The sequence below is a fragment of the Xanthomonas rydalmerensis genome, assembly GCF_033170385.1.
GTDB lineage: Bacteria > Pseudomonadota > Gammaproteobacteria > Xanthomonadales > Xanthomonadaceae > Xanthomonas_A > Xanthomonas_A rydalmerensis.
This window is the reverse complement of record NZ_CP126170.1, coordinates 1,840,330-1,854,111: the sequence shown is the minus strand read 5'-3', so window position 1 is coordinate 1,854,111 and position 13,782 is coordinate 1,840,330. Positions and strand designations below refer to the sequence as shown.

The window sequence follows — 13,782 nt, the reverse complement described above, 5'->3', positions numbered from 1 at the left end:
GGAGCCTGCCCGGTCGGTTAGGCTTGCGCCCCCTTGCCTGCGAAATCGTCCCATGCCCCTTCCCTACCGCTTCGGCCTCGCCGCCAGCCTGCTGCTCGCCAGCCACCTCGCCCACGCCGCCGCACTGCCCACCGATGTGCTGCGTCAGGTGCCGTCCGGCTACCAGCCGCTGGCGCAGTTGCAGGCCGATCTCGATGGCGACGGCCGTGCCGACTACCTGGTCGCGTTGCAGCAGCGCGGCGAAGCGCAGCGCGATCCGGCCCCGGCACGACCGCTGCTGATCTTCGTGCAACTGGCAGACGGCCACTACCGGCTGGCGGCGCGCAACGACCATGTGATCCTCAAGCGCGACCAGGGCGGCCAGTGCGATCCGTTCGATCCCGACGAGGATCCGTTCGCCGCCAAGGGCCGCTACTTCACCGTGCAGAACGGGGTGTCCTGCGGCCAGCACTGGACCGACTTCATCACCTTCCGCTACGACCCGCAGCGCAAGCAGTGGCTGTTCCACAAGCGCATCCAGCAGCGCTGGGAAATGAACCCCAATCCCACGCCCGACGCCGAGGCGCTGGTCAAGGACGGCGACAAGGTGCAGTCGGCCGATCCGAAGCATCCGGTCGGCTTCGCCGACTACGTCCCGCGCTGAGGCGGGAACGCGCCATCGGCAGGCCGCGCCGTCGTTATCGACACGCGCGGCCTGTCCAAGTACCGAAGCGGCGACGCACCGCCACGGTGGCGCGTCATCGCCCTCCGTGCATGCGGCTTGCCCCGATGCTGTGTCACGCGCCGGTCCCGGCGCCGCACGAATGCCGCGTCCGAATGCGGCCAGCACGCCGTCGCGGTGACCGGCACGCTGCGCGCTCCAATCCGCTCCTGGAGCGCCCATGTCCAGCTTCCGTTGTGTCGGCCTGCCGGCCGCGCCGTTCGCCGCCCTGTTCGACCTCGACGACGCCCAACTGCAGGAGCGCCACGCGCAACGGCTCCACGCCGACAGCGCGCTGGGTTATCCCTGCAGGATCAGCCTGGAGGACGCACGGCCCGGCGAGGAACTGCTGTTGCTGCACTATCTGCATCAACCCGCGCAGACGCCGTACCGCGCCGCCGGCCCGATCTACGTGCGCCGCCATGTCGTCACCGCCGCACCGGCGCCGGGCGAGGTGCCCGATGCCATCGTCCGCCGCCTGATCTCGCTGCGCGGCTACGATGCCCGCGACATGCTGATCACCGCCGACGTGCAACCGGGCGAACGCATCGCCACCGCGATCGCCTGCGCCTTCGCCGACCCGCAGGTGCGCTACCTGCACCTGCATCATGCGCGGCAAGGCTGTTTTGCGTGCCGGGTGGAGCGGGAGCCGGGATTGGGGAGTCGGGATTGGGGATGATTGGCTGTACTGCGACCTGGAGCACCGCTGTCGTTTCGGGAACACCGCCGTCGTTGTAGGAGCGGCTTCAGCCGCGATGGCGTTACCAGAAACGCCTGTCGCGGCTGAAGCCGCTCCTACGACATCCGCGCCCGCAGCTGCGCTTTTGACCAATCCCCAATCCCGACTCCCCAATCTCCGCTAACCACCCAGATTGATCCAGGTCGCCTTCATCTCCGTGTACTTGTCGAAGGCATGCAGCGACTTGTCGCGGCCGTTGCCCGATTGCTTGTAGCCGCCGAACGGGGCGGTCATGTCGCCGCCGTCCCAGTAGTTCACCCACACGCTGCCGGCGCGCAGCTTGCGCGCCACGCGGTGCGCGCGGCCGATGTCGCGGGTCCACACGCCCGCCGCCAGGCCGTAGTCGCTGTCGTTGGCCATGCGCAGGGCGTGCGCCTCGTCGTCGAAGGCGATCACCGACAGCACCGGGCCGAAGATCTCCTCGCGGGCGATGGTGTGTTCGTGGCCGACTTCGTCGAAGATGGTCGGCTCCACGTAGCAGCCGCCGGGCACCACCTCCACGCGCTTGCCACCGAGCAGCAGGCGCGCGCCTTCGGCGTTGCCGCGGGCGATGTAGTCGAGCACGCGGTGGGTCTGGGTCTCGTCCACCAACGCGCCCATGGCCGCGTCGTCGTCGAACGGATGCCGCGGCTGCAGCGCGCGGCCGGCGGCGACCACGCGCTCGACGAAGTTGTCCTTGATCGAGCGCTCCACCAGCAGACGCGAGGCCGCGGTGCAGACTTCGCCCTGGTTGTAGAAGATCGCCGCGGCCGCCGCCTGCGCCGCCTGCTCCAGGTCCGGCGCATCGGCGAACACCAGGTTCGGGCTCTTGCCGCCGCATTCCATGTAGGCGCGCTTCATGTTCGACAGCCCGGCGCACTGCAGCAGGCGCCGACCGACCGCGGTGGAGCCGGTGAACACCAGCCCGTCCACGTCCATGTGCAGCGCCAGCGGCTCGCCAGCGCCCTTGCCGAAGCCCGGCACCACGTTGAACACGCCGTCGGGTATGCCGGCTTCGGCCACCAGCTCGGCCAGGCGCAGCGCGCTCAACGGCGATTTTTCCGACGGTTTGAGCACCACCGAGTTGCCCGCGGCCAGCGCCGGCGCGATCTTCCACGCCGCCATCAGCAACGGGAAATTCCACGGCACGATCGCGCCGACCACGCCCAGCGGCTCGCGGGTGATCAAGCCCAGTTCGTCCTGCCCGGTCGGCGCCACTTCGCCGTACAGCTTGTCCACCGCCTCGGCGGTCCAGGACAGGCAGCGCACCGTCGCCGCCAGGTCGACCCGGCGCGCATCGCGCACCGGCTTGCCCATGTCCAGCGACTCCAGCAAGGCCAGTTCGTCGGCGTGGCGTTCGACCAACTGGGCCAGCGCCAGCAGGGTCTTCTTGCGCTGCGCCGGCTTGGCCTGCGACCAGTGCCCGGCCTCGAAGCTGCGCCGTGCCGCGGCGACCGCGCGGTCGATGTCCTCGGCCTCGCCCTCGGCGACGCGGCCGAGCAGGCGGCCATCGATCGGGCTGATGCAGTCGAAGGTCTTGCCGCTGGCGGCATCCACATAGCGGCCGTCGATGAAGGCCTGGGTCCGCGGACGCAGCGTGTCGGCCATCGCCTGCCAGGCGTCGCGGGTGCGGGGTGCGGTCATCGGGAACTCCTGCTGCGAAGGAAGGATCGGAAGAACGCGACGGCCAGCGGCGGCGCGGTGCGCATGCGGCTCAGAACGTGGCCGGCGTATTGGCGCTGACCAGCACCGCGGTCTCGCTGCCGACGTTGCGGAACCGGTGCGGCACCCGGCTCTCGAAATAGTAGCCTTCGCCGGCGCGCAGCACCCGCACCTGGCTGCCGACGGTGATCTCCACTTCGCCGACCACCACCACCCCGCCCTCTTCGCCGTCGTGCACCAGCATCGCACTGCCGGTGTCGCTGCCGGGCGGCATCACCTCGCGCAGGATGCACATCTGCCGCTGCGGGCGATGCCGGCCGACCAGGTAGTAGTGGATGCCGTCGCTGCCGACGTCGGGCAATTCGTCGGCGCGGTAGAACGGTGCATCGGCCGCGCCGGCGTCCAGGTCCAGGGTGAAGAATTCGGCCAGCGAGATCGGGATGCCGTCCAGCACCTTCTTCAGCGAACTGACCGACGGGCTGACCTTGTTCTGCTCGATCAACGAGATGGTGCTGTTGGTCACGCCCACCCGCTTGGCCAGCTCGCGCTGGCTCAGGCCGTGGGCGGTGCGAACCCGGTGCAGGCGGGCGCCGATATCCATCGCGAATGGGAATCGCCAGTGGCGGTGTTGCCGGATACTTTACACAGCCGTCCCAGGCGGTCAATTTCGCGCGCCGCGCCCGTGTTGCGGCGCAACCGGGAAACGCCTGCAGCAATCGCGCGAACGGCGACACGCCGAGTCACACCGGGCGCGCCGGCATGGTGTAAAGTTTTTTCAACATCCCTCGCGTGGAGCCTGCGATGCGCCCTCAGCCGCCCCTCTCGCCCCAGGCGCTGTCCGACCACTACGCCGCGCAGGCCACCCGCGAGCCGGACACGCTGGAGGCGTTCTGGATGCCGTTCACCGCCAACCGCCAGTTCAAGGCACGGCCGCGGCTGCTGGCCTCGGCCGAGGGCATGCACTACCGCAGCGTGGACGGGCGCCAGATCCTCGACGGCACCGCCGGGCTGTGGTGCTGCAACGCCGGTCACGCGCGGCCGCGCATCGTCGAGGCGGTGGCGCGGCAGGTCGCCACGCTGGATTTCGCCCCCACCTTCCAGATGGGTTCGCCGTTGCCGTTCGTGCTCGCCGAACGACTGGTGGAACTGTCGCCACCGGGCCTGGACCACGTGTTCTACACCAACTCCGGCTCCGAGTCGGTGGACACCGCGCTGAAGATCGCACTGGCCTACCACCGCGCCCGTGGCGAGGGCCAGCGCACCCGCTTCATCGGCCGCGAGAAGGGCTACCACGGGGTCGGCTTCGGCGGCATCTCGGTGGGTGGCCTGCCGAACAATCGCAAGGCGTTCGGTCCGCTGCTGCCCGGCGTGGACCATCTGCGACACACGCTCGATCTGGAGCGCAACGCATTCTCGCGCGGTCTGCCGACGCATGGCGCGGAACTGGCCGAGGACCTGGAGCGGCTGGTGACGCTGCACGATGCATCCACCATCGCCGCGGTGATCATCGAGCCGATCTCCGGCTCGGCCGGCGTGGTGCTGCCGCCGCACGGCTACCTGCAACGCATCCGCGAACTGTGCGACAAGCACGGCATCGTGCTGATCTTCGACGAGGTCATCACCGGCTACGGCCGCGTCGGCCACGCCTTCGCAGCGCAGCGCTTCGGGGTGACCCCGGACATGATCACCACCGCCAAGGGGCTGACCAACGGCTGCGTGCCGATGGGCGCGGTGTTCGTGTCCCACGCCATCCACGAAGCGTTCGCGCACGGCCCGGCCAACGCCATCGACCTGTTCCACGGCTACACCTACTCCGGCCATCCGCTGGCCTGCGCCGCGGCGCTGGCGACGCTGGACACCTATGCCGAGGAGCAACTGTTCGACAAGGCGATCGAACTGGGCCCGGTGTGGGAGGAAGCGATCCACGCGCTGCGCGATCTGCCGCACGTCATCGACATCCGCAACTTCGGCCTGATCGGCGCGATCGAACTGGCGCCGCGCAAGGGCGCGCCCGGGGCGCGCGCCTACGAGATCTTCGAGCGCTGCTTCCACGAGGGCGACCTGCTGATCCGCGTCACCGGCGACACCATCGCACTGTCGCCGCCGCTGATCGTCGAGCCTACCCACATCGAGCGCATGTTCGCGGTGCTGGCGGACATGATCCGCAGCACGCCCTGACCCCACCCTCACCCACCAACCCACCGCCTGCGCTCCCCACGCGCCGCGTCTGCCTGGAGAACCGCTCATGCTGGTCGGCGTTCCGAAAGAGATCAAGAACCACGAGTACCGGATCGGGCTGACCCCGTCCGGGGTCCGCGAGCTGGTGCTGCACGGCCATCAGGTGCTGGTGCAGCGCGGCGGCGGCCAGGCCATCGGCCTGACCGATGCCGACTACGAACGCGCCGGCGCGCGCATCGCCGAGGATGCGGCCAGCGTGTTCGCGCAGGCCGAGATGATCGTCAAGGTCAAGGAACCGCAGCCCGAGGAATGCGCGCTGCTGCGCCCCGGGCAATTGCTGTTCACCTATCTGCACTTGGCGCCGGATCCGCAGCAGGCCGCGGCACTGCAGCGCTCCGGCTGCACCGCCATCGCCTACGAGACCGTCACCGACGGCCACGGCGGCCTGCCGTTGCTGGCGCCGATGAGCGAGGTCGCCGGGCGCATGGCGATCCAGGCCGGCGCGCATGCGCTGGAGAAGGCGCAGGGCGGCTCCGGCGTGCTGCTCGGCGGCGTGCCCGGGGTCGCGCCGGCGCAGGTGCTGGTGATCGGGGGCGGCGTAGTCGGCATCAACGCCGCACGCATGGCGATGGGCCTGCACGCGCGCGTGACCGTGCTGGATCGCTCGCTGGAGCGGCTCAAGTACCTGGACGAACTCTACGGCCAGCAGCTGACCACGCTGTACTCCACCCGCGATGCGATCGAGCAGTGCCTGCCGCACACCGACCTGGTGATCGGCGCGGTGCTGATCCCCGGCGCGGCCGCGCCCAAGTTGGTGTCGCGCGAACAATTGGCGCTGCTGCGGCCCGGCTCGGTGCTGGTGGACGTGGCCATCGACCAGGGCGGCTGCTTCGAGACCAGCCACGCGACCACGCATCAGCAGCCGACCTACGAGGTCGACGGCATCGTCCATTACTGCGTGGCCAACATGCCCGGCGGCGTGGCCCGCACCTCCACCTTCGCCCTGACCAACGCCACCCTGCCGTTCGTGCTGCTGCTGGCCGAACACGGCCTGCAGGCGCTGCGCGACGACCAGGACCTGCGCAACGGCCTCAACGTGCACGCCGGCAAACTCACCCACCGTGCGGTGGCGCAGGCGCTGGGCCAGGACTTCGTGCGGCCGCTGGACGCGCTGGGCTGACGGTTGCCTGTGAGGCCGGGAATGGAGAATCAGAAATAGGGAATCGAAAAAGCACCGCAGCGCGCGCATTTGGCAATCAGTCAGCCGCATCGCTTGCTCTTGCTCTTGCTGTTGCCATTCGCCATTCCCCATTCCCGGCCCAACGCCCGCCGCATCGCAACACATGCAGCCGGAGCCGGGTGTAGCCTTGCGCCACCCCGGCATCCGGCCGGGGGCTACCGCCGCCACAGGAGACGCTCCATGATCAAGGTCAGCGTGATGTACCCGTACACGCCAGGCGCCCGCTTCGACCATGCCTACTACCGCGACACGCACATGCCGCTGGTGCAGGCGCGCATGGGCGCGGCCTGCCGCGGCTACACGGTCGACAAGGGCCTGTCCGGCGGCACCCCCGGCAGCGATCCGACCTATGTCGGCATGTGCCATATCTTCAGCGATTCGGTGGAGGCGTTCCAGGCCGGCTTCGGCCCGCACGCGGAGGAGATCCTGGCCGACATCGCCAACTACACCGACCTGACGCCGGTGATGCAGATCAGCGAGGTGGTGGTGGGGTGAGGCTCGCGGCGCGAGCCGAGATTGGGCATTGGGGATTGGGGGTTGGGGATTGGCAACAGCACGCAGATTCGCGCATTTGCGAATCCCGAATCCGCCAATCCCCAATCCCGGCCCTCTACAATGCCGCCCCCACTGCCACACCGTGCCGCCCCGTTGATGAACATCGTTGTCAAAGAAGACCTCAAGGCCTACATCGATCCGCTGACCGCCGACGAGTACGCCGCCCTGGAACGCAGCCTGCTGGCCGAGGGCTGCCGCGATGCGCTGGTGCTGTGGGGCGACATCCTGGTCGACGGACACAACCGCTACGGCATCTGCCAGAAGCACGGCCTGCCGTTCCAGACCGTGCAGAACACCCGCTTCCAGTCGCTGCAGGACGTGCACCTGTGGATGATCGACCAGCACCTGGGCCGGCGCAGCGTCTCCGATTTCCAGCGCGGCGTGCTGGCGCTGCGCAAGCGCGAGATCCTCGCCGAGCGACGCGCCGCTGCGGCCGCCGCGGACACACCGGCTGCCGACGCCGCCGACCAGGATGTCACCACTGACGCCGCGAACGATGCCGACACGCCGCCTTGGGCCGACGCGCCGGCGCCGCTGAGCCGCGCCGAGCTGGCGCGCGTGGCGCGGCTCAGCAACAGCCAGGTGGTGCAGATCGAGAAGATCCAGAAGCAGGCCGCCGCCGAGGTGGTGGAAGCGGTCAAGTCCGGCGCGATCTCGATCAATGCCGCCGCGGCGGTGGCCAGCCTGCCCGAGGAGGAGCAGCGCGCCGCGGCCATGGCCGGCAAGGACGAACTGAAGCAGGCCGCCAAGCGCGCCCGCGAGTCCAAGCGCAAGCCGAAGCAGGCGCCGCCGGCCACGTCCGATGACACGGCCCCCGTCCCGGCAGCGGATGCCGATGGCGACGCGACGCTGGCGCTGCGCCAGCGCGTGGCCGATCTCGAAGCCGAGAACCAGGCGCTGCGCGAGGAAGTGGCGGCGCTGCGCGCGCAGTTGCCGGACTGATCCACACGCAGGCCGTCGGCGCCCCGGTCTACCGCCGGGGTTGTCGCGGCCATGCAGCCGCGCTCACCGCGCACTGCGTAGACTCGCCCGCATGAGCGCGTCTCCCAACCTCACCCTGCCCCCCGATCCGCGCCGCGCGCAGCTGCGGCGGATGAAACTGCTGGCCGCGCTGTTGCTGCTGGCGATGCTCGGCGGCTTCCTGCTCAGCCATGCCATGGGCCTGCACGGCGTGTGGGCCTGGGTCGGCGCGTTCTGCGAAGCGGCCACGGTCGGCGCGCTGGCCGACTGGTTCGCGGTGGTGGCGCTGTTCCGGCATCCGCTGGGCCTGCCGATTCCGCACACCGCGATCATCCCGCACAGCAAGGCGCGCATCGCCGACAGCCTGGCGGTGTTCGTGCGCGACCAGTTCCTGGAACCGGGCGCGCTGCTGGCCAAGCTCAACGCCTTCGATCCCGCGGCGCGGCTGGGCCAGTGGCTGGCCGAACCGGCGCAGTCGGCACGGCTGGCCGATCTCGCCCGCGGCTGGGCGCTGCAGGCGTTGGACCTGCTGGACGAGGCCGCGGTGCGGCGCCGCATCCATGGCTTCGTGGTGGCGCGACTGCGCGACTGGGATGCGGCCGCCACCGCCGGCGAGCTGCTCGGCCTGCTGACCGCCGATGGCCGCCACCAGGCGCTGCTGGACGAAGCGCTGACCCGGCTCGGCCGGCACCTGGACGATGCCGCGGTCAAGCAGCGGGTGTCGGCGATGATCGTCAAGTACGCGCGTCGCGAGTGGCCCAAGCTGGTGGGCACCGTGGAATGGGTGAAGCCGGTCGAGGGCATCGCCGACACCCTCGCCGAGCGCCTGGCGCACGCGCTGCTGGAGGAACTGCAGGACGTGCTGTCGCAGCCGCAGCATCCGCTGCGCCAGGACTACGAGCGCTGGCTGGGCGGCTATGTGCAGCAACTGCGTGGCGACCCGGCCACCGCCGCCAAGGTGCAGGCGATGAAGCAGCGGCTGATCGAACACCCCGGCGTGCAGGAGTACGTGCAGGGTCTGTGGGACCAGATCCACAGCGCGCTGCGCGAGGACCTGTCGCGTCAGGATGGCGCGCTGGTGCAGCACCTGCAGCGCGCCCTCGGTGCGCTCGGCCAGTCGCTGGCGCAGGATCCGGCCCTGCGCGAAGCGCTCAACCAGCATCTGCTCGGCGGCGCCGAGCGGCTGACCCAGCGCCTGCGCAGCGGCGTCACCGAGCACATCGCACAGACCGTGAAGGGTTGGGACGAACGCCACCTGGTCGAGCAACTGGAACTGAGCGTGGGCCGCGACCTGCAGTACATCCGCTTCAACGGCACCCTGGTCGGCGGGCTGATCGGCCTGGCGCTGCACGCTGCCGTCACATTGCTTGGCTGAGCGTGGATGGCGAGGATGCAATGCCACGCTTGCGCGGTCGACCACGCGCCGACACGCGATGCGAGGCAGACACAGCGTGCCGCGGACCGCTCGCCCGCGACACACCGTGCCATCCACGCAGCAAGGTGTAGACACGCCGAGGCTCTTTCGTCGCCAGGGCTGGCGTGACCGCAGCACCCGCGCTAGCGTTGGGGCACGGCCCGCGGAACGTTCGCCACCACTGTGAACGCCATTCCGCAATCGGTCGGGGGAAAGCCGATGCGCGTGCCGAATGCGCGTTCGCCAAAGGAAGGGGAGCATGTCGAAAAAACGCTGGACACCCGTCGCCGGTCCTGCGCGACCGGCGCGGCTCGCCGCCCTGGCCGTGCTGGCCATCGGGTTGCTTGCCGCGCTGCTGATCGCGCACGGCGTGCAACAACGCAACCGCGCCCAGGCGCAGGCGCGGTTCCAGCAACTGGTCACGCATGTGACCAGCGATCTGCGGCAACGCCTGGACGTGTACGAGCATGGCCTGCGCGGCGCGCGCGGCGCGGTGATCGCGGCCGGCGGCGAGCGCATCTCGCGCGATCGCTTCGCCCGCTACAGCGCTTCGCGCGACTACCTGCGGGAGTTTCCCGGCGTGCGCGGTTTCGGCTACGTGCAACGGGTGGCGCGTGCCGACGAGGCCGCATTCCTGCAGCAGGTGCATGCCGACGGCGCGCCGTCGCTGCGGATCGGCGAACTGGCTCCGCACACCGGCGACCGCTTCGTCATCGTCTACATCCAGCCGACGCGGTCCAACAACGCCGCGGAGGGCTTCGACATCGCGTCGGAGCCGAGGCGGCGCGCGGCAGCGATCGCCGCCGCGCGCTCGGGCGTTCCCACGATCACCGCGCCGGTGCAACTGGTGCAGACGCCGGGCAAGGGCAAGGGCGGCTTCCTGCTGCTGTTGCCGCTGTACCGCGAAGGCCTGCCGCTGCAGACCCCGGAACAACGCTGGCAGGCCACCACCGGCTGGGCCTACGCGCCATTGAGCATCGCCGAGGTGCTGGCCTCCTCCGACGATCACAGCAACGCCGTGCGCCTGAGCCTGGCCGACAGCCAGACGCCGACACAGCCGTTCTATCGTGATGCCGCCCCTGCGCCCGCGGCCGACGCCCCCGCCGCCGAGCGCAGCGTGCAGGTCTATGGGCGGCAGTGGCGACTCGGCGCACAGGCCACGCCCGGCTTCGTGCGCTCGCTCGACCAGCCCTCGCCGCTGCTGGCAGGCGTGCTGACCGCGGGCATCGCGCTCCTGCTCGCCTCCCTGCTCTATGTCTTCTTGACCAGCCGGCGCCGCCGCGACCTGATCTTGAGCGAGCAGAGCCAACTGGCAGCCCTGGTCGCCGGCACCAGCGAGGCGATCGTTGCCGAAGACCTGCAGGGCCAGATAACCCACTGGAACCCTGCGGCGACGCGCATCTTCGGCTACACCCCGGAGCAGGCCATCGGCCAGCCGCTGCAGCAGTTGCTCGGCGCGCGGATCCGCGATCCGGCCGACAGCGGGGACGGAGTGCGCGAACTGCGTCATCGCGACGGTCACACGGTCAGCGTGCTGGCCAGCGTTTCGCCGATCGTCGGGACCGGTGGCGACATCATCGGGCATTCGCACCTGCTGCACGACGTCACCGAGCAAGTGCGCGCGCAGGCAAGGGTGCTGGAGCTGAACGCCACGCTGGAGCAACAGGTGGCCGAACGCACCACCGAACTGGTCACCTATTCGGCGCTGCAGCGCGCGATCCTGACCAACGCCGGCTACGCGATCGTCGCCACCGACCCGGACGGCGTCATCACCTTGTTCAACCCTGCCGCCGAAACCCTGCTCGGCTACGCCGCGCACGAAATGATCGGGCGCAAGGCCACCGGCCTGTTCCTGGACGCGGAACAACTGAGCGCGCGCGCCGAGCGCATGGCGGCGCAATCGGGCATGCCGGTGCAGCCCTCGTTCGAATCGGTGGCGGCGCTGTCCACGCTGGGACGCAGCGATACCCGCGAGTGGACTTACCTGAGCAAGGACGGCCATGCCTTCCCGGTGCTGCTCACCCTGAGCACGCTGCGCGACGACGACGACCGGGTGATCGGCTACCTCGGCATCGCGGTCGATCTCACCGAGCAGAAACGCCGCGAGCGCGAGTTGCGGCTGGCCATCGACGCGGCCGAGAGCGCCAACCAGTCCAAGAGCGACTTCCTGGCCAACATGAGCCACGAAATCCGCACGCCGATGAACGCGATCCTGGGCATGCTGTACCTATTGCGGCACAGCGCCCTGTCGCAGGCGGCGCAGGACATGATCCAGAAGATCGAGCTGTCCGCGCGCAACCTGCTGGAGATCATCAACGACATCCTCGACTTCTCCAAGATCGAGTCCGGGCGCATCGACCTGGAATCGGCGCCGTTCGATCTCAACGAGTTGCTGGAGAACATCGCCGCACTGATGACCTCGGCGACCAGCGCCAAGCCGGTGGAGATGATCGTCGAGCCACTGCCGCCGGGCTGCCGCTGGCTGCGCGGCGATGCGCTGCGCCTGAACCAGGTGCTGATCAACCTGGTGGGCAACGCCATCAAGTTCACCGAACAGGGCGAGGTGGCGTTGTCGGTCCGCGCCTTCCCCGGTGCCGAACCCGGCAAGCTCAAGCTACTGTTCTCGGTGCGCGACACCGGTATCGGCATCCCGCGCGAGAAGCAGAGCCTGATCTTCTCGCCGTTCCTGCAGGCCGATACCTCCACCAGCCGCCGCTACGGCGGCAGCGGCCTGGGCCTGACCATCAGCCGGCGCCTGGTGGAGCTGATGGGCGGGCAACTGGAAGTCCAGAGCGCACCCGGCCAGGGCAGCGATTTCTACTTCGTCATTCCGTTCGCGGTGACGCCGGCGCCGGCCGCCGATGCCGAACCGGCGCAGGCGCGGCGGGTGCTGATCGCCGACGACCACGACCTGGTACGACGCAGCCTGACCGACATCGCCAACGGCTTCGGCTGGCAGGTGGAAGCGGTGTCCAGCGGCACCGCCGCACTGGCCGCCGCCGCGCCGGAACGCGCCGAGTTCGACGTGATCCTGCTGGACTGGCGCATGCCGGACCTGGACGGGCTGAGCGTGGCCCAGCGCATCCGCGCGCAATCGGCGCCGGACCGGCAGCCGATCATCGTCATGGTCACCGCCTACGAGCGGCGCATGATCCAGGAGCAGCAGCCTGGCGTCGCCGACGTGGATGCGGTGATGACCAAGCCGGTCACCGCCTCGGCCCTGCAGCGCACCATCGCCATGCTGCTGGCGCGCCGCAACGGCGAGATGCCCGCGCCGCAGACCGGCGACGGCATCGTGCGCCTGGCCGGGGCGCGCTTGCTGGTGGTCGACGACAGCGACATCAACCGCGAGGTCGCGCAGCGCATCCTCGAAGGCGAAGGCGCACTGGTCGATCTGGCGCAGGACGGCGCACAGGCGTTGCAGCGGCTACGCCGCGATCCCGGCCGCTTCCACGTGGTGCTGATGGACGTGCAGATGCCGACCATGGACGGCTACGAAGCCACCCGGCAACTGCGCGCCGATCCGGCCCTGGCCGCCGTGCCGGTGATCGCCCTCACCGCCGGCGCCTACCGCCAGCAACAAGAGATGGCGCTGTCCAGCGGCATGAACGGCTTCATCGCCAAACCGTTCCAGGTCGACGAACTGATCGCGATCATCCGCCGGTTCCTGCCGCCGAACCTGACCCCGCTGCCGCTACTGCCGCTTGCGCCGCCACCGTCCGCGCTGCCGGCGGACGAATGGCCGGCCAGCGAGCCGGCATTGCTCGATACCGTCCAGGCGCAGCGGCTGTGGGGCGAGCGCGATCCGTATCGGCGCTATCTGCTGAAGCTGTTGCAGGAGTATCCCGATCCGGCGGCGAGCGTGCGCACCCTGCTGGAGGCGCAGCGGCCGGCCGACGCCCTCTCGCTGGTACACAAGTTGCGCGGTTCGGCCGGATCGCTGGCGTTGCCTGCGTTGAGCGTCGCCAGCGCCGCACTCGAAGAGCGGTTGGGCACGGCGCCGACGCAGGCCGAGGCGGAGATCGCCGCGTTGGCCGCAGCGATGGCCGACACCGCTGCAGAAGTGCTGCGCTTCGCCGATACCATCCCGGTCGCGACGGCACCTGCGCCAGCATCCGACGCAAAGGTGGACCCGGCGACGCTGCAGGCGTCCTGGTACCAGGTGTTGCAGGCGCTGGACAGCGACGATCCGGACCGCATCGACCACACGCTGCGGCAACTGGCGCCCGTCCTGCCGGCGGCGCAGGCCGCCGAGCTGCAGCAGTTGCTGGAGAATTTTTCCTTCCGCGAGGCCGAGGCCAGAATCAGGCGATGGCTGGCCAATGCACACGACTGAGCGCGCGTAACGAGAGATC

The 13,782-nt window shown here is 69.7% G+C and carries 10 protein-coding genes; 8 read left to right on the top strand and 2 right to left on the bottom strand.

Going from position 1 to position 13,782, the window contains the following annotated elements:
• The first annotated feature begins 52 nt into the window (after positions 1-52).
• Complete coding sequence (locus QN245_RS07665; RefSeq protein WP_160965809.1) at positions 53-643, top strand: hypothetical protein; 591 nt, start codon at positions 53-55, stop codon at positions 641-643.
• A 238-nt stretch (positions 644-881) separates the two neighbouring features.
• Positions 882-1,379, top strand: a complete 498-nt coding sequence (locus QN245_RS07660; RefSeq protein ID WP_160965807.1) for a DUF1203 domain-containing protein — start codon at positions 882-884, stop codon at positions 1,377-1,379.
• Between the two features lie 180 nt (positions 1,380-1,559).
• Here the strand turns inward: QN245_RS07660 and QN245_RS07655 are convergent, their stop codons facing one another.
• Together QN245_RS07655 and QN245_RS07650 are read right to left on the bottom strand one after the other, a co-directional pair.
• Positions 1,560-3,062, bottom strand: a complete 1,503-nt coding sequence (locus QN245_RS07655; RefSeq protein ID WP_160965805.1) for an aldehyde dehydrogenase — start codon at positions 3,060-3,062, stop codon at positions 1,560-1,562.
• 70 nt (positions 3,063-3,132) lie between these two features.
• Positions 3,133-3,681 (bottom strand): cupin domain-containing protein, encoded by a 549-nt coding sequence (locus tag QN245_RS07650; protein WP_317844979.1) that lies wholly within the window; start codon positions 3,679-3,681, stop codon positions 3,133-3,135.
• A 188-nt stretch (positions 3,682-3,869) separates the two neighbouring features.
• Between QN245_RS07650 and aptA the strand changes: the two genes are divergently transcribed.
• From aptA to QN245_RS07620, 6 genes are all read left to right on the top strand, one after another.
• A complete protein-coding gene (aptA, locus tag QN245_RS07645) occupies positions 3,870-5,258 on the top strand; it encodes an omega-aminotransferase AptA (RefSeq protein WP_425612924.1) in 1,389 nt (462 codons plus the stop codon).
• 67 nt (positions 5,259-5,325) lie between these two features.
• Positions 5,326-6,438: an alanine dehydrogenase gene (ald, locus tag QN245_RS07640; protein ID WP_184646428.1), complete on the top strand. Its 1,113-nt coding sequence runs from the start codon at positions 5,326-5,328 to the stop codon at positions 6,436-6,438.
• Between the two features lie 240 nt (positions 6,439-6,678).
• A complete protein-coding gene (locus QN245_RS07635; protein ID WP_160965799.1) occupies positions 6,679-6,993 on the top strand; it encodes an EthD family reductase in 315 nt (104 codons plus the stop codon).
• 156 nt (positions 6,994-7,149) lie between these two features.
• Complete coding sequence (locus QN245_RS07630; RefSeq protein WP_184447515.1) at positions 7,150-7,995, top strand: ParB N-terminal domain-containing protein; 846 nt, start codon at positions 7,150-7,152, stop codon at positions 7,993-7,995.
• A 91-nt stretch (positions 7,996-8,086) separates the two neighbouring features.
• Positions 8,087-9,388 (top strand): DUF445 domain-containing protein, encoded by a 1,302-nt coding sequence (locus tag QN245_RS07625; RefSeq protein ID WP_425612923.1) that lies wholly within the window; start codon positions 8,087-8,089, stop codon positions 9,386-9,388.
• 298 nt (positions 9,389-9,686) lie between these two features.
• Positions 9,687-13,763: a CHASE domain-containing hybrid sensor histidine kinase/response regulator gene (locus QN245_RS07620; protein ID WP_317844978.1), complete on the top strand. Its 4,077-nt coding sequence runs from the start codon at positions 9,687-9,689 to the stop codon at positions 13,761-13,763.
• The last annotated feature ends 19 nt before the right edge of the window (positions 13,764-13,782 follow it).

Excerpts from the sequence above, each read along its gene's own strand:
- QN245_RS07630 (WP_184447515.1), top strand. The coding sequence starts at position 7,150 with ATGAACATCGTTGTCAAAGAAGACCTCAAGGCCTACATCGATCCGCTG.
- QN245_RS07625 (WP_425612923.1), top strand. The coding sequence starts at position 8,087 with ATGAGCGCGTCTCCCAACCTCACCCTGCCCCCCGATCCGCGCCGCGCG.
- ald (WP_184646428.1), top strand. The coding sequence starts at position 5,326 with ATGCTGGTCGGCGTTCCGAAAGAGATCAAGAACCACGAGTACCGGATC.
- QN245_RS07660 (WP_160965807.1), top strand. The coding sequence starts at position 882 with ATGTCCAGCTTCCGTTGTGTCGGCCTGCCGGCCGCGCCGTTCGCCGCC.
- QN245_RS07635 (WP_160965799.1), top strand. The coding sequence starts at position 6,679 with ATGATCAAGGTCAGCGTGATGTACCCGTACACGCCAGGCGCCCGCTTC.
- QN245_RS07665 (WP_160965809.1), top strand. The coding sequence starts at position 53 with ATGCCCCTTCCCTACCGCTTCGGCCTCGCCGCCAGCCTGCTGCTCGCC.
- QN245_RS07655 (WP_160965805.1), bottom strand. The coding sequence starts at position 3,062 with ATGACCGCACCCCGCACCCGCGACGCCTGGCAGGCGATGGCCGACACG.
- QN245_RS07620 (WP_317844978.1), top strand. The coding sequence starts at position 9,687 with ATGTCGAAAAAACGCTGGACACCCGTCGCCGGTCCTGCGCGACCGGCG.
- QN245_RS07650 (WP_317844979.1), bottom strand. The coding sequence starts at position 3,681 with ATGGATATCGGCGCCCGCCTGCACCGGGTTCGCACCGCCCACGGCCTG.